General features: G+C 45.1%; 15 protein-coding genes and 1 pseudogene. 9 read left to right on the forward strand and 7 right to left on the reverse strand.

All coding sequences use genetic code 11. The annotated features are described in order from the left end of the window. Positions 1-53 precede the first annotated feature (53 nt). Both ilvN and ABEF84_RS12930 read right to left on the reverse strand, forming a co-directional pair. Entirely contained in the window at positions 54-545 is a 492-nt protein-coding gene (gene ilvN / locus ABEF84_RS12925; RefSeq protein WP_034583484.1) for an acetolactate synthase small subunit, read from the reverse strand. Beyond that, positions 542-2,269, reverse strand: a complete 1,728-nt coding sequence (locus ABEF84_RS12930; RefSeq protein WP_034583486.1) for an acetolactate synthase 3 large subunit — start codon at positions 2,267-2,269, stop codon at positions 542-544. The genes ilvN and ABEF84_RS12930 overlap by 4 nt, the downstream gene beginning before the upstream one ends. A gap of 685 nt (positions 2,270-2,954) precedes the next feature. Here ABEF84_RS12930 and ABEF84_RS12935 point away from each other — a divergent pair. The 5 genes from ABEF84_RS12935 (at position 2,955) to holA (ending at position 9,124) form a co-directional block, all read left to right on the forward strand. Continuing rightward, complete coding sequence (locus ABEF84_RS12935) at positions 2,955-3,227, forward strand: DUF4124 domain-containing protein (protein ID WP_347454180.1); 273 nt, start codon at positions 2,955-2,957, stop codon at positions 3,225-3,227. Positions 3,228-3,345: 118 nt separating this feature from the next. Beyond that, positions 3,346-5,967, forward strand: coding sequence for a leucine--tRNA ligase (gene leuS, locus ABEF84_RS12940; protein WP_347464118.1), 2,622 nt, complete (start codon positions 3,346-3,348; stop codon positions 5,965-5,967). Positions 5,968-6,175: 208 nt separating this feature from the next. Further along, the gene (locus ABEF84_RS12945) at positions 6,176-7,405 is read left to right on the forward strand and encodes a transposase (protein WP_347461149.1); all 1,230 of its coding nucleotides are present in this window, start codon (positions 6,176-6,178) and stop codon (positions 7,403-7,405) included. Between the two features lie 180 nt (positions 7,406-7,585). Continuing rightward, positions 7,586-8,119 carry a hypothetical protein gene (locus tag ABEF84_RS12950; RefSeq protein WP_347455990.1) on the forward strand — a complete coding sequence of 178 codons (534 nt, stop codon included), beginning with the start codon at positions 7,586-7,588 and terminating at the stop codon, positions 8,117-8,119. Positions 8,120-8,128: 9 nt separating this feature from the next. Next, entirely contained in the window at positions 8,129-9,124 is a 996-nt protein-coding gene (holA, locus tag ABEF84_RS12955; protein WP_347464116.1) for a DNA polymerase III subunit delta, read from the forward strand. Here holA and ABEF84_RS12960 read toward each other — a convergent pair. Together ABEF84_RS12960 and ABEF84_RS12965 are read right to left on the reverse strand one after the other, a co-directional pair. After that, positions 9,121-9,569: pseudogene (locus ABEF84_RS12960) on the reverse strand (bacteriohemerythrin). The gene holA and the pseudogene ABEF84_RS12960 sit on opposite strands and share 4 nt — an antisense overlap. Before the next feature lie 50 nt (positions 9,570-9,619). Continuing rightward, positions 9,620-10,495, reverse strand: coding sequence for an IS982-like element ISAba825 family transposase (locus tag ABEF84_RS12965; RefSeq protein ID WP_347464114.1), 876 nt, complete (start codon positions 10,493-10,495; stop codon positions 9,620-9,622). A 510-nt stretch (positions 10,496-11,005) separates the two neighbouring features. Here ABEF84_RS12965 and ABEF84_RS12970 point away from each other — a divergent pair. From ABEF84_RS12970 to ABEF84_RS12980, 3 genes are read left to right on the forward strand one after another with little or no spacing between them, the layout of a single operon-like run. Then, the gene (locus ABEF84_RS12970; protein WP_347464112.1) at positions 11,006-12,373 is read left to right on the forward strand and encodes an efflux RND transporter periplasmic adaptor subunit; all 1,368 of its coding nucleotides are present in this window, start codon (positions 11,006-11,008) and stop codon (positions 12,371-12,373) included. Positions 12,374-12,375: 2 nt separating this feature from the next. Continuing rightward, positions 12,376-14,352, forward strand: coding sequence for a MacB family efflux pump subunit (locus ABEF84_RS12975; protein WP_347454704.1), 1,977 nt, complete (start codon positions 12,376-12,378; stop codon positions 14,350-14,352). A gap of 10 nt (positions 14,353-14,362) precedes the next feature. Continuing rightward, complete coding sequence (locus ABEF84_RS12980) at positions 14,363-15,787, forward strand: efflux transporter outer membrane subunit (RefSeq protein WP_347454703.1); 1,425 nt, start codon at positions 14,363-14,365, stop codon at positions 15,785-15,787. 45 nt (positions 15,788-15,832) lie between these two features. On the opposite strand, the gene ABEF84_RS12985 is transcribed toward ABEF84_RS12980, so the two are convergent. Both ABEF84_RS12985 and ABEF84_RS12990 read right to left on the reverse strand, forming a co-directional pair. Continuing rightward, entirely contained in the window at positions 15,833-17,668 is a 1,836-nt protein-coding gene (locus ABEF84_RS12985) for a tetratricopeptide repeat protein (protein ID WP_347455994.1), read from the reverse strand. Positions 17,669-17,767: 99 nt separating this feature from the next. Further along, on the reverse strand, positions 17,768-18,538 hold the full coding sequence (locus tag ABEF84_RS12990; RefSeq protein ID WP_347455995.1) for a tRNA threonylcarbamoyladenosine dehydratase: 771 nt from the start codon (positions 18,536-18,538) through the stop codon (positions 17,768-17,770). A 199-nt stretch (positions 18,539-18,737) separates the two neighbouring features. Between ABEF84_RS12990 and ABEF84_RS12995 the strand changes: the two genes are divergently transcribed. Continuing rightward, positions 18,738-18,986 (forward strand): hypothetical protein, encoded by a 249-nt coding sequence (locus ABEF84_RS12995; RefSeq protein ID WP_347453163.1) that lies wholly within the window; start codon positions 18,738-18,740, stop codon positions 18,984-18,986. A gap of 34 nt (positions 18,987-19,020) precedes the next feature. Here the strand turns inward: ABEF84_RS12995 and orn are convergent, their stop codons facing one another. Then, positions 19,021-19,575 (reverse strand): oligoribonuclease, encoded by a 555-nt coding sequence (gene orn, locus ABEF84_RS13000; protein ID WP_347453164.1) that lies wholly within the window; start codon positions 19,573-19,575, stop codon positions 19,021-19,023. Positions 19,576-19,594: the final 19 nt, after the last annotated feature.

Consider the following 19,594-nt stretch of genomic DNA (forward strand, 5'->3'; position numbering starts at 1 on the left):
TATGTGACTTGCCTGACTCCCTCTTCTTATTCAGTTGAGGTAATTCCTTGAATTTAGATGGTCAGTACTTTTTCGCCACGTGCGATACCAGACACACCTGAACGTACGACTTCTAGAATCGTGTTTTCTGCCAATGCATCAATAAATGCATCAATTTTTTCAGTCGTACCGGCAATTTGGATGGTATAAGTTGTTGGCGTTACGTCCACAACCTGACCACGGAAAATGTCAGCAGTACGCTTGATTTCATCACGTGCAGAACCCAGTGCTTTCACCTTGATCAGCATCAGCTCACGTTCGATGTGTGAACCTTCTGACAGGTCAACTACTTTAACCACTTCAACCAGCTTGTTCAGCTGTTTGGTAATCTGTTCGATCTTGTGATCATCACCATAAGTAGTCAGAGTCAGGCGTGAAAGTGTCGGATCTTCGGTTGGTGCCACGTTCAATGTTTCGATATTGTAGCCGCGTTGTGAGAACAAGCCCACTAAACGGGATAATGCACCAGCTTCGTTTTCAACGAGTACAGAGATAATATGTCTCATGAAGTGCGCTCCCCTTTAGCCAACCACATATCTTTCATTGACTGACCAGCTACCAACATTGGATAAACGTGTTCTGTACGGTCAACCATTACGTTAATAAATACGCACTTATCATTGATCGCCATTGCTTCTGCAAGTTTTGATTCAAGCTCGTCTGCATGGTTAATTTCAATACCTACATGGCCATAAGCTTCCATCAGCTTACCGAAGTCAGGCAGTGACTCTACATAAGAGCTAGAGTGACGACCTTCGTAGTTCATATCCTGCCACTGTTTTACCATACCTAAGGCACGGTTATTCAGGCACAGAATTTTCACGTTCAAGCCGTATTGCTTACAGGTTGAAAGTTCCTGGATACACATCTGAATCGATGCTTCACCAGTGATACAAACCACTTGCTGATCCGGGAAGGCCAGTTTCGCTGCCATTGCGTATGGCAAGCCTACACCCATGGTACCCAGACCGCCAGAGTTGATCCATTGGCGAGGACGTTTGTAGCGATAGTGCAAGGCACCAAACATTTGGTGCTGGCCTACATCAGAGGTAATGATCGCTTCACCATTGGTGATTTTATCCAGCGCACGAACCACCTGTTGTGGCTTCATCGTACCGTCTGTTGGTACTTCGAATTTCAGGCCGTGGAAGGCACGCCATTCATTGATCTGTTTCCACCATGCAGCAATCGCTTCAGGATTTGGCTTGGACACATTCATCTGTTTCAGCTGGTTCAGCATTTCGTTCAGCACAGGTTCTACTGCACCCACGATTGGAATGTGCGCCATGATGGTTTTAGAAATGGTCGCCGGATCGATGTCGATGTGAATGACTTTGGCATTCGGACAGAATTTAGCAGGGTTATTGGTTACACGGTCATCAAAACGTGCACCTACCGCCAAGATCACATCGGCATTCGCCATAGTCATGTTGGCTTCATAAGTCCCATGCATACCCAACATACCGATGAATTGGTCATCATCGCCCGGGAATGCACCAAGGCCCATCAAGGTATTCGTTACTGGATAACCCAGCAGATGTGCAAGCTCAGTCAATTGTGCTGAAGCATTACCCTGAACCACACCACCGCCAGAATAAATCACTGGGCGTTTAGCATTAATCAGTTCATCAATCGCTTTACGAATCTGACCTGAGTGACCACGGTAAGGTGGTTGATAAGAACGCATCTTGATCTTTTCAGGATATTCGTAGGCAAATTTTTCTGCAGGGTTAGTTGCATCTTTCGGAATATCAACGACCACTGGACCTGGACGGCCAGATGCTGCGATATAGAATGCTTTTTTAATAACCGCTGGAATTTCGCTTGCGTGACGCACTTGGAAGCTGTGCTTCACGATCGGACGAGAAATACCGACCATATCGGTTTCCTGGAACGCATCCTCACCGATCAAATGACTTGCGACCTGACCTGACAGCACCACCATTGGAATAGAATCCATATACGCAGTTGCAATCGCGGTCACGGTATTGGTTGCACCTGGACCTGAAGTAACCAGTACAACACCAGTCTTACCTGTCACACGTGAGTAAGCATCTGCCATGTGACCGGCAGCTTGTTCATGACGTACGAGGTAATGTTTAATTTTGTCTTGTTGAAATAGCGCATCGTAAATGTGTAGAACTGCGCCGCCTGGATATCCAAAAACATGTTCAACGCCTTCATCCGCTAATGCGCGAACGAGCATTTCACCACCAGATAAAAGTTCCAACGTGATTCACCCTAATATTATTCACTGCGTAAATGGGAGGCATTTGCAGTGTTTCATTCAGTAACTGTCTGCACTGTTATAGCACACATATTTCATAGTTTTCATCGCAATAGGGAAAAAATCTGATCTCTCAGCTGTTCGAGCAATATAAGATCTAAAACATGTTGGGATAAACATATTTTGTTTAGCTTTGTTCAATTTCTCGGCTAGAGAAATCGCCCATTGCATGAAATGACACTTATTCGAAGGGTGATCGAGATAAGGCATGTAAAACTATTGCTGCATTCTTGTGTTTTCAGCCTCTAAAGTCAAGTTTAAAAAACGTGCTATACACCATAAATTTCATACTTTTCGCTGTTTTTCTAAACTTTTATCTATATAGCTGTACTAAAAACCCCAATAACTAAAAAAAATATAATTTAAAAACAATAAATTAAATATTTATTCCCATAAATTTTAAATATGCCTTATATAAAAATTTTGAATGAATTTTCATGATTTTTAATTTTACTTTTTATGAATGGATTATATAAAAATTTGACGTCCTTTCAGAAATACGTCGACAAAAAGCCGACAAATACTCTTACTTCATTATTTAAAAAGACTACAATATCAAAAACCTTAATGCTTGAATTGCAAAGGATAGATCAGAATGAATAGTTCACGCTTCGCTGCTTTGGCAGGCATGCTTTGCATCAGTTTAATGTGCAGCAATGCCATGGCCAATGAATTCTATAAATGGGTGGATGCCAAAGGGGTTACCCATTACACTAAGACACCACCACCAAAGAATGCCAAAAAAACAGGTAAGGTGGAGACCTATGGCTGGAAGAACTCCTACCCGACACCATCTCAAAGCACTACGCCTGCTGCTGAATCCAAGTCTGCGAAAGAAGAAAATTCTGCTCCAGTTGAACAAAACCAGTCTCAACCAGCAGCATCAGGAAAAATGCTCTAAGCAGAACTGATTTCTGCGACATTTTCACTGACATTTCGAACGCGCAAAATTCACTTTTAGGTGCATTTTGCGCTATGCTGTGCAACAAACTTTTCCACCGTAATTCATTAATACGTTTATGACTACTCACATTGACTCAGAATACCAAGCCAGTGCGATTGAGCCTCAAGTCCAGCAGGACTGGGAATCTCGCAAAGCCTTTAAAGTTGCCGACACTGTAGAAGGTCCACGTCGTTATATCCTCTCGATGTTCCCTTACCCAAGTGGCAAGCTGCATATGGGTCATGTGCGTAACTATACCATTGGTGACGTGATCAGCCGTTTCCACCGCCTAAAAGGTGAAACTGTGCTGCAACCAATGGGTTGGGATGCATTCGGTCTGCCTGCGGAAAATGCGGCGATTGCGCACAAAGTTGCTCCAGCAAAATGGACCTTTGAAAACATTGATTACATGCGTAATCAGTTGAAAAAACTGGGACTATCCATTGACTGGGATCGTGAATTCGCAACCTGTACACCAGAATACTATCGCTGGGAACAGTGGCTGTTTATCCAACTGTATAAAAAAGGCTTGATCTACCGCAAACTGTCGACTGTAAACTGGGATCCTGTGGACCAGACCGTTCTGGCGAATGAACAGGTTGAAAATGGCCGCGGCTGGCGTTCAGGTGCATTGGTCGAAAAACGTGATATTCCAATGTACTACTTCCGCATTACTGACTATGCGCAAGAATTATTAGATGACCTTGAAACATTAAAAGATGGTTGGCCACAACAAGTTCTGACCATGCAACGCAACTGGATTGGTCGCTCTCAAGGTATGGAAATCACCTTCCCTTCAGCAAATCCTGAAATCTATGCAGATGGTCTGACTGTATTCACGACTCGTGCCGATACACTAATGGGTGTAACTTATGTTGCAATTGCAGCAGAACACCCAATGGCGCAAAAAGCGGCAGAAAATCATCCAGAACTGAAAGCCTTCATCGAAGAATGCCGTATGGGTTCTGTCGCAGAAGCGGATCTGGCGACTGCCGAGAAAAAAGGCATGGCAACTGGCCTGTTCGTGAAACATCCATTGACTGGCGAAGAAGTTCCAGTGTGGATCGCGAACTACGTACTGATGTCTTACGGTTCAGGTGCGGTGATGGCGGTACCTTCACACGACGAACGTGACTTTGAATTCGCCAACAAATATGGCCTGACCATCAAGCAAGTCATCGATGCCAAAGGCGCGGATGATGCTGAATTCTCTGCAACTGAATGGCAAGAATGGTACAGCTCTAAAGAAGGCAAACTGGTTAATTCAGGTGAATTTGACGGTTTAGATTTCCAAGGCGCGTTTGATGCTTTCCTTGCGAAACTTGAGCCACAAGGTCTTGCAAACGTAAAAGTTCAGTTCCGCCTGCGTGATTGGGGTGTTTCCCGTCAGCGTTATTGGGGTTGTCCAATCCCAATGATCAACTGTGAAAAATGTGGTCAGGTGCCAGTTCCAGAAGATCAATTACCAGTAGTTCTACCAACTGACGTTGTTCCAGATGGTTCAGGTAATCCGCTAAACAAAATGCCAGAGTTCTATGAAACCAAATGTCCATGCTGTGGTGGCGATGCACGTCGTGAAACCGACACACTGGATACTTTCGTAGAGTCATCTTGGTACTATGCCCGTTATGCATCTCCAGACTTTACTGGCGGCATGGTGAAACCTGAAGCGGGCCAGACTTGGTTGCCAGTGAACCAGTACATCGGTGGTGTTGAACATGCGATTCTGCACTTATTGTATGCCCGCTTCTTTCATAAACTGATGCGTGACGAGGGTGTAGTTGAAGGCAATGAACCGTTCACTAACCTGCTGACTCAAGGTATGGTGCTGGCGGATACCTACTACCGTGAATCTGAATCTGGCAAGAAAACCTGGTTCAACCCGGCAGATATCGAACTGGAACGTGACGAAAAAGGTCGCATCATCTCTGCGAAATACAAAGGTGACGGTGAGCCTGTAATCGTGGGCGGTCAGGAAAAAATGTCGAAATCGAAAAACAACGGTATCGACCCGCAAGCGATTATTGACCAGTACGGTGCCGATACTGCCCGTGTGTTCATGATGTTTGCTGCACCACCAGATCAATCTTTAGAATGGTCTGATGCTGGTGTGGAAGGTTCTAACCGCTTCCTGAAACGTGTATGGCGTTTGGCTGTTGGTTTCCTTGAAAAAGGCAATGTAGCCACTGAGCTTAACAAAGCTCAATTGTCGACTGCGGCTCAGGATCTGCGTCGTAAGACTCACGAAACCATCCAGAAAGTGGGTGATGACATCGAACGTCGTCATGCATTCAACACTGCGATTGCGGCATTGATGGAACTGCTGAATGCAACCAACAAGTTTGAAGCAAAAGATGACAACGATGTTGCGGTAGCCCGTGAAGCCATCATCACCCTGCTGACTTTATTGGCTCCATTTGCACCACACTTAAGCCAGACTTTATTGGCTCAGTTCGGGATCGAGTTAACTACTGCACAGTTCCCACAAGTGGACGAATCTGCGCTGACTCGTAATACTCAAACCATCGTGGTTCAGGTCAACGGTAAACTGCGTGGCAAGCTAGAAGTTTCTGTAGATGCGTCTAAAGAAGACATCTTGGCACAAGCGAAAGCGTTGCCTGAAATCCAGCAATTCCTGACTGGTCCAACCAAGAAAGAAATTGTGGTACCGAATAAGTTAGTGAACTTGGTGATTTAAATCCTTTTATCTCCTTCTCCCTCTGGGAGAAGGCTGGGATGAGGGGGATCAATTCAACCCACCTCTCCCTAACCCTCTCCTAAAAGGCATAGGTATCTACACAATTTCCATGTTTTGCGTTAAATTGAAGAGCATGCTCTTCAATTTTAACATCTCTCGCTTAGATCAGCGCCTTGTCAAACGTTACAACAACCTCGTTCAACTCAATATGAATCCTCTTGCTTCACTTGCTCCTGCAATCAAAGATATTGCCTCTGCTCAAAAAAATAGTTTCGCAACGACGCAAGCTGTATGGCGGTTTTTAAATAATGATAAAATCTCATTTAAACAATTAAATGAACCTATTCAAAAACTTGCTTGTGATCAGATTAAGACATCGCTGCATCGTTATGCTTTAGTTATTCATGATTGGTCACAAATCCAATATGTGACACATCGTAATAAAACCCAAAAACTCCAAAGGACACATCAGTACGACTCAGGCTATGAATTACAAACGAGCTTACTTGTTGATGCTGCTTCTGGACTACCTGTTGCTCCATTAGCTCAGACCCTTTCTAGTGCTTCAGGTTGCTATTCGACATTCAATGAGCAACAGACCGAACGTAAAACCCATTTAGACTCCCTTTCTGAACAAATTCAAAAAGTTGAACAGTTTCCTCTTGATAAAACCTGCGTACATATTATTGATCGTGAAGGAGATTCCATTGCTCATCTCAGGGAATTAAGCAGTCATGGTTTTCAATGGCTTATTCGAGCAAAGGAAGGAAATCGGATTGAGCATCAGGGTGAAATATGTAAAGTTGGAGAAGTTGCTGAACGTATCGAAATACAGCAAGTGAAACCCATTTCTTACAAGGGTAATCAACATATGCTTTATGTTGGAGAAACCAATGTTCGGCTTACCCGTGCTGCAAAATCAAATAAAAAAGATTGTTTAGGTCAAAGAGTTGCTCCTCAGAAAGGTGCTGCAATTGAGGCTAGACTGATTATTGCGGTGGTTAAAGATATTAATGAAAAGACAGTTGCAAGATGGTCATTGATCAGTAATGTACCAACTGAGATTACCGCAGTAGAACTGACGACTTGGTATTACTGGCGTTGGTCAATCGAATGTTATTTCAAACTTCTCAAGCAAGCAGGCCATGATATTGAGTCATGGCTTCAGACTACGCCAGAAGCGATTTTAAGGCGTTTGCTAATCAGTTGTATGGCTTGTGTGTTGACGTGGAGAGTACAGCGTTGTACAGATGAACAAAATCAGAAAGTCCGTGCATTTTTGACTAGACTTTCAGGTAGACAACAGAAAAGAGGCAAGGTAGAGAGTGCGCCTGCCATATTGGCAGGACTCTCGATTTTACTAAATACTCTTCAACTGCTCTCAGAATATTCAATAAATGAACTGAATGAAATCGCAACTATTGCACTAGGTACCTAAAGATGTGTAGATACCTATGCCTAAAAGGAGAGGGAATTTATAAGGAATAAACCCTCCAAACCTCCCTTTATCAAAGGGAGGTTTAAAAAACACAAAGCCCGTTGCCAGTCAACGGGCTTTGACTTTACAATCCGGTTCAGGATTTCAGATATTTCCTTCGGGAAGAACAGAGGACAACGCATGCATTTGGGCAAACGTTTAGCAGCAATTGTTTTAACTTGTGGTCTAAGTGCAGGCCTCGTTGGCTGTGGCTTCCATTTAAAAGGGACCAATCCAAGCTCAGTACCTGTGACTTACTCAGTGATGAGTCTAGCTTTACCAGCGAATACGGAAGATTTACAGGAAAAACTGGCGATTTACCTCGGTGCGGCTGGGGTACAGTTGACTAACTCTTCAAATGGCTATGTGCTGCGTGTACTGGACTATACACCGCGTCGTATGGAGCTCAATGGCAAGCTGGTAGAAGCCTTGCTACGTCTGAGCGTGACCTTCCGTATTGAAGATGCGCAAGGAAATCCGGTGACTGAGCCACGTACCGTAATCGCAACCCGTACTTATCAATACGACATTGAAACTGTGAATACGGATGACCAGGAACAGGTATTCCTGAAACAGGTCTTGGTGGATGATGTGGCTCAACAGATCGCCCGTCAGATTTCATCCAACCGTTTGCCGCTGGCAAAACCAGATGCTTCCGCTCAACCTGCTAAGTAAGAGCATTGTATGAAACTTGACTATCTGCAGGCATTAAAGCGTGTCAACGAAGCTCGTGGTGCCTGGGTATTGCATGGTCAGGAACCCTTACTTGAACAAAATTTGATGGATGCCTTTCGCAGCAGCTGGCAACAGCGCGAAGTCGAACGGCAGCGTTATGACATCAATTCGGCCAGTGACTGGAAAAATGTTTTTAATGCCCTAAACAGCCTATCGCTGTTTTCTACCCAGCTTGCTGTGGAAGTGCATGGCAATATCAAGCCGGATGCTAGTGGTATCAAACAGCTGAAAAGCTATTTGCAGCAGGACAGCGACAACCTTTTACTCGTTGTCATGCCCAAGCAGGACAGCAGCAGCCTCAAATCCAGCTTCTTTCAGGTCATGGATGCCAATGGCGTCAATGTATCTCTCAGCGCCAATTATCCACATGACCGTCAGCAGATTCTGTCAGTCGAAGCGGAGAAGCTGGGAATTAAACTGGATAATGACGCTTGGGCCTGGTTGGAACAGCATCATGAACATAACCTGCTCGCGGCCAAAAACAGCCTGATGCGTGTCAGTGATACATTTGCTGATGTAGACGTGATTCAGGTCGAGCACCTGTATGCTTGCCTACAGGATCAATCCCGCTATAGCACTTATGATCTCAGTGATGCGCTACTGAATGGCAACTTGGCGCAATCAATCAAGATTTTTCAGTACCTGATTGCGTCGGGCGAACCGATGAGCCTGATTTTATGGAGTATCAGCAAAGAAATGCGCCTGCTGATGCAACTGTTTGAACAGCCGCAAAATGCGTTGCAAATTGGCATCTGGAAAACCAAAGTAGGTTTGTATCAACAGGCGCTGCGACGTTTAAGTCCACAAACTTTTTTAAGCTGGCCTCAGCTTTTATTGCGGATCGATGCCTCAATTAAAGGCCTCGGCCATGAGAATCCTGAACATTTAGTGCTGCAAGCCATTAGCAGCATGTGTGGCAAAAGCCTGTGGACTTCGCCAGTTTAACTGAAGAACCGTGCAAACCAGCCCTTGCCTTTTCCTGTTCCTGAACTTTCAGATAATGAATCATATTGTCTCGTACAGCATCGACATAATCCTGATCATCGTGCTGAATATGATTGATTAACCATTTCGACAATAGGCGATACAGATCATTTTCGATCGATAAACCTTGATGAAATTTCTCGCGATAATCATTCAAGCGTTTGACAAACAGATCATGAATGCCGCGATGCGAAGGTAAATACTGATAATGCACCTGTTCCAGAAGATTTTCTTCGAAAGTAAAATGTGACTGGGTATAGTCAATTAAATCCTCCAAAACTTCTTTAATTTTACCGCGATCCCCCGTCTTTCGAACCTCTTCCAAGATATTAATATAGTCCAAAATTTGGCGGTGCTGATTGTCGATCACCTCAATATCGATATTGTAACTATCATTCCATTCCATGAATGTTTCCCGTCTAGAATTTTTAAAAATAATTTACGCCAATCTCAACTTTAAATAAGCTTTTCAAATTGAATCGGCGAATAACCACATTTTTTATTCATAACGACGCAGACCGTATGTGACAAAATCTTTCTGATAAAACGATGCGATAAGTGCCATAAATCTCTTGCCCTTACTTTTTGAATATTAAAGCGATCAGTTAATTGACCAATGACCGTTTCAATTTTCCTTCGTGCTCTCATAAGCAACCTCATTGATTCTTGAGATCTAGAGTCCGGCATATTCTTTCTTAAAGGAGTTTGTAGATCAACATACTGAAATTTATAGTATTCTTTCAAGCTGGGTCTTAAGTAACCTTTATCTGCACCTAGTAACCCATGAATATTTTCTGTGATTTCTGGTGCAACATCACGCTCATCTACATTTGCTGGAGCGAAAGTATAGCCAGTAATCATACCCTCCAAATTAATTACAAGATGCCCTTTAAAACCATAGTATTTCTCTTGTTGTGCAGCACAATAACTAAAACCTGCATGTTCTTTGAAATTCTTGTGTCTTTTTGCTCGACTATAACGACAAACAGGTATAGGAAATCCATCAATAAAATGAATATGATCCTGACCATAATGTGCAGTTAATTGGGCTGTGATTTTTTGATGAACTTGCCATAAGTTTGCACAATGCTTACAAAAGTTAGGATATGAACCTAAATGAGGGAGCCAACTTAAGCAATTGTTTTTAAAAAACATCCATATGCTTTTATCCGTATCCATTTTGAGACACTCACCAACAATTTGCATTGTGATAATTTCAATATCGGTTAAAGCAGGTGGAAAACCACGTTTTCTTAATGGTTCAGAGACTATAGTTGGGTAAATTTCCTCTATGATTAAATAGACAATGATGATAGATTCTTCAGTGGACATAACTGTAATTTTATTTTCATAGACGGATTTAAAATGAGGTTATGTCCTTTTTATTTCAATGACTTAAAAAGTTGAGATTGGCGTAAATCTTATAAGTTTATAAGGGCTTCCATCGATTTGTAATGCATACCCTTATTTTTTATAAGGGATTTCGATATTAGGGTATTTTTTGGCCGTAATCTAGAGGTTTATGATTAATTTTTTATTTTTATTACCACCTGTAAAGATTATTTTTTAGCCAATATTTTTATAATCTATTTCATATAAAGCTCTCATAAAAAACATAAATACCAAGTGCGATGGAAGAGATTTTGTAAAACCTGATTTTATAAAGTTTAGCTGGAAGATGATCATGATAAAAAACCAAAAGCAGGAATTGAATAACAGAATTTTCTGTTTAAAAATAGAAATTTAAAATAATAATCATTCTTGTTTGTTAAAAAAATTCACGTTTTATCCTCATTTCCCTTTTATAATCACTGCCATATCTCTGACTGAAATCTGTTCACTATGCCCAAAATAAAACCGACAAAACTGATCATGGTCGCGGTGATCGCCATCGCCCTTATTGCTGCAGGCTGGTATTTCCTTAAGCCCAAAGAGCAACCTCCTCAATACATTACTGCTGAAGCAACCATAGGTGATATTGAAAGCTCTGTACTGGCAACCGGTGTCCTGGAAGCAACCAAAATGGTCAGCGTAGGTGCCCAGGTTTCCGGTCAGGTGAAAAAGATGTACGTCAAACTGGGGGATCAGGTGAAACAAGGCCAGCTGATTGCCCAGATCGATTCTGTGCGTCAGGAAAATGACCTGAAAACTGCCGAAGCCAGCATCAAAAACCAGCTGGCACAACTGGCAGTAAAACAGGCCAATCTGGCAAAGGTTGAAGCTGAATATAACCGTCAAAAAGCCATGTATGCACAGGATGCGACTTCACGTGCCGAACTGGAAGCAGCATTGGCAAGCTACAAAACTGCACAGGCCGATATTGCGGCCATCAATGCCCAGATCGAACAGTCTCGCCTGACCTTGGCAACCGCGAAAGAAGACCTTGGTTATACCCAGATTGTGGCACCTATGGACGGCACTATTGTGGCGATCGTGACTGAAGAAGGTCAGACCGTAAACGCCAATCAAAGCGCGCCAACGATTGTCAAACTGGCAAAACTCGACACCATGACCATCAAGGCTGAAATTTCTGAAGCCGATGTCATGAAAGTGCAAGAAGGTCAAACAGTTTACTTCACTACTTTAGGGAATAGTGAAAAGAAAATTTACGCCAAACTGCGTCAGGTTGAACCTGCGCCAAATTCAATTAATACAGAAACTAATACTTCAAATTCTTCTTCAAGTTCTGCCGTGTACTATAACGCGCTGTTTGATGTGCCAAACGAAGATGGCAAGCTACGTATCGACATGACCGCACAGGTATATATCGTGCTGGATGAAGCGAAAAATGTACTGACCATTCCAGCATCTGCCATTCAAGGCTCAAACCGTCCGCAACGTCCAAATCGTGGTGAAGGCTCTCGCAGTGAAGCTGGTCCACGAGGTGAAGGCCTTGGTGATGCCTCTCAAGGTGAACGTCCAACCGGCGACCGCCCTGCCCGTTTGGTGCTTTCTGATGCTGAACGTGCGCTGATTGAACAAGGTAAGGCACAACGTGCCATGGTACGTGTGTTACAGCCAGATGGTACGGCTAAACCGACCCCTGTGCTGATCGGCCTAAACAACCGTGTCACTGCACAAGTGATCAAAGGTCTAAAACGTGGTGATCAAGTCGTGATTGCCGATGGTTCGGATACATCAAATGATGGCGCTAAACGTGGCGGCGGTGGCCGTGGTCCTGGTGGCGCCGCCGGCCCAATGAGAATGTAAGCATGAATCAACAACAGCAACCTCTGCTCGAGGTCAAGAATCTGATTCGTGAGTTCCCTGCAGGTGAAAGTACGGTTCAGATTCTCAAAGGGGTCAATCTGGAGATTTATCCAGGGGAACTGGTCGCAATTGTCGGCCAGTCCGGTTCGGGTAAATCTACCCTGATGAATATTCTTGGGTGTCTGGATAAACCGACTTCCGGTAGCTATAAGGTCAAAGGTCGCGAAACCCGTGAGCTGGAAGCCGATGAACTGGCACAGCTACGCCGTGAATATTTTGGCTTTATCTTCCAGCGTTATCACCTGCTGGGTGACTTAAATGCGGCTGGTAACGTCGAAGTCCCTGCGATTTATGCCGGTGCGGATGCCAATGAGCGTCATGAGCGTGCGGTCAAACTGCTCACTGACTTGGGACTGGGTGAAAAAACCCAGAACCGCCCAAGCCAGCTTTCGGGTGGTCAGCAACAGCGGGTTTCGATTGCCCGCGCCCTGATGAACGGCGGTGATGTCATTCTGGCCGATGAACCAACCGGTGCATTGGACAAGAACAGTGGTATTGAAGTGATGCGCATCCTGCGTGAACTGAATGCCAAAGGTCATACCATTATTCTGGTCACGCACGACCATAACGTGGCCAAGAATGCGACCCGAATTATCGAAATCTCGGATGGAAATATTATTTCCGACCAGCCGAATGTACCTGAAATCGACGATGGTTTTGAAAAGCAGACCTTAGCCAGCAATCAGCAGAAGAAAATTTCTAGCTGGCGTTCTGCCGTAGACCGTCTCGGTGAAGCCTTCCGTATGGCACTACTGGCCATGAATGCCCACCGCATGCGCACCTTCCTGACCATGCTCGGGATTATCATCGGTATTGCTTCGGTTGTTTCGGTAGTGGCACTGGGTAATGGTTCACAAAAGCAGATTCTGGAAAATATCAGCAGTCTGGGCACCAATACCATTACCGTATTCCAGGGCCGGGGCTTCGGGGATAATTCACGATCCTCCCAGGCCAAGACCCTGATTCCAGCCGATGCCGACGCACTGGCAGAACAGCCTTATGTCGATGGGGTCAGTCCCTCGGTTAATAGCAGTGTCACCGGACGTTTTAAAGAAATTGAAGCCTCCACCACCGTCAATGGTGTCAGTGAAGATTTCTTCTACGTTAAAGGCATGACCTTTAAATCCGGTCAGCCATTTGACAAAGAAAGCGTGCGTGAACAGGCACAGGATGTGGTCATTGATACCAATACCCAAAAGACTTTCTTTACTGATGGTTCCAACCCTATCGGTCAGGTGATTCTGCTAGGCAGTGTGCCGAGCCGCATTATCGGCATCGTGGATGCACAAGCCGGCATGATGGGCAGCAATGATACGCTGAATGTATATCTGCCTTATTCCACCGTGATGAGCCGTATGCTGGGGCAATCCAATGTCCGTCAGATCATTGTGCGGATTAAGGACGAATATCCAAGCGCTGCGGCGGAAAATGCGATTCTGAACCTGCTGGTACAACGCCACGGTGCACAGGACGTATTTACCCAGAATGCCGACAGTATCCGTGAAACCATTCAGCAAACCACACAAACCATGACCCTGCTGATCTCCGCGATTGCGGTGATTTCACTGGTCGTTGGCGGTATCGGGGTGATGAATATCATGCTGGTATCTGTGACTGAACGTACTCAGGAAATCGGCGTACGTATGGCCGTTGGTGCCCGTCAGAGTGACATTCTGCAACAGTTCCTGATTGAAGCGGTACTGGTCTGTATTCTGGGCGGTATTCTGGGCGTACTACTTTCCTTAGGCATCGGTCAGCTAATTACCAAGTTTGCCGGTGGTAGCTTCCAGATGGCTTACTCGACCACGTCGATTGTCGCCGCTTTTGTCTGCTCAAGCCTGATTGGTATCGTGTTTGGTTTTATTCCGGCACGTAACGCAGCCCGCCTCAACCCTGTTGATGCCCTCTCCCGAGAATAAGGAATCTGATATGCAAATGAATTTAACCAGACTTGCCAGTGCCCTGCTGCTTGGGAGCTCGCTGGTTGGTTGTGCAGCTGTGGTGAAAACACCTTATGAACAGCCGAGCTTAGCCGTTCCGGGCAGTTTCCAGAACAATACTGCAGCAACCAGCCAGAAAGTCCATGCCGATGTCATGGCGGATCGCTGGTGGACCCTGTTTAGGGATTCACAACTCAATGCGCTAGTCGAGGAAGTTTTATCTCGCAATACCAATCTGGCAGTTGCCGGGATTAACTTGCAACAGGCACGGATTCAGGCTAAACAAACGCAAAGCCAGCAAGGCATCCGTGTTGGAGATGCGCGTATCTCAACAGGTCATCAGTTCAGTCTGGATGGCGACGGTGATCGCTCTAGCGGTATTTCGATTGGCTATCCGGGCTTAAGTTATGAGCTGGACCTGTTTGGCAAACTGGCAAACCAGACTGAAGCAGCGCGCTGGGAAGCACTGGCAACTGAACAGGACCTGCAAGCCACTGCGCAAAGTCTGATTGGTACGACGGCGCAACTGTACTGGCAGCTCGGTTATCTAAATGAACGTTATGGTGTGGTTCAGCAAAACCTGGCAACTGCACAAAAAACCTATGATCTGGTTCGCGTGCAATATCGTGCTGGTGCAGTTTCAGGGCTAGACCTGACCCAAGCCGAGCAGGCCATTCAAAGCCAGCAATCGACTTTAAGCCAGATTGAACAGCAACGCGTGGAAACCCGTACTGCGCTGGCAGTGTTACTGAATATGCCAGTACAACAGCTAAATATTCAAGAACCTCAACGCCTGCCGGTGATTGCTCTGCCTTCCATTGAAGCCGGTCTGCCAGCAAGCCTGTTATCACGTCGTCCCGACCTGAATGCTGCTGAGCTGCGCCTGCGTAAAGCCCTAGCCAATAAAGATGCCAATAAAGCCAGTTACTATCCATCGATTAATCTAACGGGCAGCTTAAGTACTGGTGTCGGTACCAGTACTTCATTATCGAGTGCTTTGAAAAATCCGGTCGCAACACTGGGTGCTGGTTTGACCCTGCCATTCCTGCAATGGAATGACATGAAGCGTGACCTAAAGGTTAATGAGTTGGAATATGAGAAAGCGATTCTGCAATATCGCCAGACCATGTACGAAGCTTTTGCTGATGTAGAAAATGCGCTGTCAAATCGGACTGAGCTGAGCAAGCAGGTTGAACTGCAACGTCGCAACGTCGAACTGGCTGAAAAGACTGAACGTCTGACAGAAGTACGTTATCGTAATGGTGCGGTCGCATTGAAAAACCTGCTGGATGCACAGGAAACCACACGGAATGCACGTTTGAATCTGGTACAAACCCGTCAGAGCCAATACAACGCTTATGTGACCCTGATGCAGGCATTGGGTGGTAGTCCAATCAAGCAATTGCCACAATAAGTTTATTTCACTCCATAAAAAAATCGCTGCCTAGGCAGCGATTTTTTATACCAGACTGTTTTTCATCTGCAGATAGGCATTTAAATTATTCAGCTGTTCCTGTGAAGCTTTATGTCCTAACAATGCCCCTCTTTCCAACCATTGACGTGCTGTCGCCACATCACGTTCTACTCCAATTCCTTTGGTATAGAGTCGTCCCAGATGACTATAGGCATCGGCATTGGCCAAGGCTGCAGCCTGATGATAAAGCTGAATCGCCTGATCCAGATTCACTTCTACACCAATGCCTTGTTCCAAGGCTTCGCCCAAAGCATTTAAAGCAACATCATTGTGCTGCGCAGCTGCCTGTTTTAAGTAATTTAGACCCAAGCTGGTATCCTGTTTTTCTACACCTTCACCTTTCAGGTACATCACCCCTAAAGTCGCTTGTGCCTGAGCATGGCCCAATTGTGCGGCTTGATGCAGATAACGTTTGGCTTGTACTGCATCTACAGTGAATACCGGATAGATACCAGACAATGTCTGATACAGATACCAGGCTGCCTCAGCTGACCCTTTATTCACTGCCTGATTCAGATATTGAATGGCTTTTTCGCGGGTTGGTAATGAATATTCTGGTTGGCTATAGAAACGCCCTACCACATAAGTCAGATCAGCCTCATTCTTGGCTGTGATATGCCAATGCTGCTCGGCCATCTGCTGAATCATCTGGGTCGCTTTAGCAGTATCTTTGACTGTCCCCATGCCATTCAAATAGCATAGTGCCAAGCCCATTTGACTATAGAAATATTGTGGGTCAAGCTCATATGCAGCCTGATACAGACCAAAAGCTTTTTCAGGTTCTGGTACTACCAGATAAGATTCATAATACAGCGCTGCAATGATGCATAAAGCTGGAATAAACTGGCTATTGGCCGCTTCATTCCAGTAGCGGAAAGCCATAGTTTCGTTCTTATCGACAAACCAGCCATAAAAATAAGCTAGCCCGAGCAATGTTTTGGCCTGAGCATCTTTATGCTCATAGGACTGTTGCTGCAAATGCTGTAGCACACGCTGACGCTGGTCCACATCAATCGTACCGAGTAGCACACCGGCATAGTAATCGTATAAACCATCCTGATCACCGAGATTAATGCTCTGTTTGATAAAACGTAGTGCCTGTACCTGATCCTGCGGCAAGATATTGCCTTGAGCATACCGCTCAGCAATCTGTTGAATGGCTTCCGGATGATCCTTTTGCGCCGCCTGAAACAGATAATGAATCCCCAGACTCAAATCTCGTGCTGCAGTATCCGCCAGAAAATGTTGTGCCAGCTGATATTGCGATCCCGCATGCCCTTGCTCGGCATTCTGGATCAACAATTGCAGGCGGTGCTGTTCGGCCACAGCATGATCCTGTTCAGAGAGTTCGGTAATTCGGTACTGGGCTTCCAGATTTCCGCGTGCTACAGCATGACGGTACCAGTACAACGCCTTTTCCTGATCTAGACACTGATAACGGTTGCCATCATAAATTTGTCCCAGATGATAGGCGGCTTCATCACTGCCAAGACGATACGCATTTTCCAGCAGACTGATGGCATTTTCGATACTTTGTGGACGGCCCTGACCTTTGAGCTGCATCAGCCCCATGCCCATATAGGCCTGCGGAAGATCCTGCTGTTTTGCCAGATCCTGATAGATCTGATAAGCACGCTCATAATTCGGCTGCTGCGTATCCGAACACAAGCGATCGGCAAGTTTGAGCTGTGCCTCAATCTGTTCAATCCACAGGTCATGTTGTACCGCGCGGGCCTGATCTCGTGTCACCGGATCCGGACGTTTCCACATCCAGATGCCCAAAGCCACGATCCCCAAAATCAGTACCAGTAAGAACCACATCGCTGTTCCCCAATTTTGTTTTTGTTATCCAAATATGAATTTCATTCTAAACGTAGACATAAAAAAAGCACAGAGACTGTGCTTTTTTTATTTGCTGAATCAGGCTTTAGCTCGCTTGGCATCCAGTTTTTTTAGGACTTCAGAGACTGCCACCATAGCGAAGCTGGAAGTGACCACGACTGCCGAACCATAGCCACCGCAACGTAAGCCCGCACTTGGACACACCTCGACACTGGAAAATGGATTATCGATGGAATAAACACAGGTAATGCCGAATTTTTCTTTTGGCTTTTTGCAGATGCCTTTACTACGCAGCTGAGCGCGCAATTTCGCCAGCATTGGATCCTGTTCGGTTTTAGATAAGTCCGCTACCCGGATTTTAAGTGGATCCAGCTTGCCACCTGCCCCACCGGAAACAATCAGCGGAATCTTGTTAAAGCGGCAATGCAGCATCAATACCAGTTTAGCTTTGACATCATCAATACAGTCCAGAATGATGTCCGGCTGCCCTGCCAGAATTTCTTTGACATTTTCGGGAGTGAGATAATCGTCAATCAGATTAACTTTGATGCGAGGATTAATCGCCCGGCAACGCTCTGCCATCACTTCAATCTTTTCATGACCCAGTGTGGTGGTCATCGCAGGTAACTGACGGTTAATGTTGGAAGCCGCAACCACATCCATATCAACGAGGGTCAGCTCACCAATGCCGGTACGTGCCAGCGCTTCCACGGCCCAGGAACCCACCCCACCGATACCGATCACCATCACATGACTTTGCTCATAATGATGAAAGTTGTCCTCACCGTAAATCTTGGCGACACCGGCAAAGCGGCGGTCATATTCATCATCTTGCAGGAGATCAGTCATAGGTCATCTTTCACAATCAAACACCGGGGCATTTTAGCAAATTCACCGCTCGTTGACTGCCACTAAAATTCAGATACAAAATCCGTTCAAAAACCACTCTTATGCCATCCATAAACAGCTTAGACTTGATCAAATTACCATCATTTCAATAACTCGATTTTTTCAATAATCACTGTAAAAAAAAGGGAGTCAGATCAGCATGCTATTTAACGCCCTTTTTGCCCTGATGGTTGTGCTGTTCCTACTCTATCTTTATAGCTTGGTCTTCAAAAAGCAGAAAAATTATTATTTGAGTATCATGATTCGCTTACTCACGTTGGGACTCTTCTTTTTGATTGTCTTCGATCAATATGAAACCCAAACCCATCTTGCGTTGGTGCTTCTGACCTGGGTATTGTTTGAGAGCAGCGAAAACTTTTATCGCAAGAAACTTTCTGCAAGCAAATAAAAAAGAGGCTTACGCCTCTTTTTTACTGTTCGGACTATTTATTCATAATGAAGAAATATTCACGATAGTATTTCAGCTCGGCAATTGAATCACGGATATCATCCATGGCCAGGTGCGAAGCATTTTTCTTCAGGCCGCTCATAATTTCCGGACGCCAGCGTTTTGCCAGCTCTTTCACAGAAGAGACATCCAGGTTACGGTAATGGAAATACTGTTCCAGTTCCGGCATCAGGCGGTGCAGGAAGCGACGGTCCTGACAGATCGAGTTACCACACATTGGTGAGACTTTTGGATTCACCCATTTTTTCAGGAATTCAATGGTTTCTCGTTCTGCATCTTGTGCAGTTAATTTACTACGGCGCACACGTTCAATCAGACCAGACTGACCATGCTGACGGGTATTCCATTCATCCATGGCATTTAAAATACGGTCCGGTTGATGAACGGCAAGCACCGGGCCTTCGGCAAGAATATTTAAATTGTCATCCGTCACAATCGTTGCAACTTCAATAATCTGGTCATTATCAGTGTCTAGACCTGTCATTTCCAGGTCAATCCAAATCAGGCGGCTATCCGATGTGCTGCTCATAAATGTGCAATCTTATTAG

Source organism: Acinetobacter sp. ANC 7912, from assembly GCF_039862785.1.
Classification (GTDB): Bacteria; Pseudomonadota; Gammaproteobacteria; order Pseudomonadales; family Moraxellaceae; genus Acinetobacter; species Acinetobacter thermotolerans.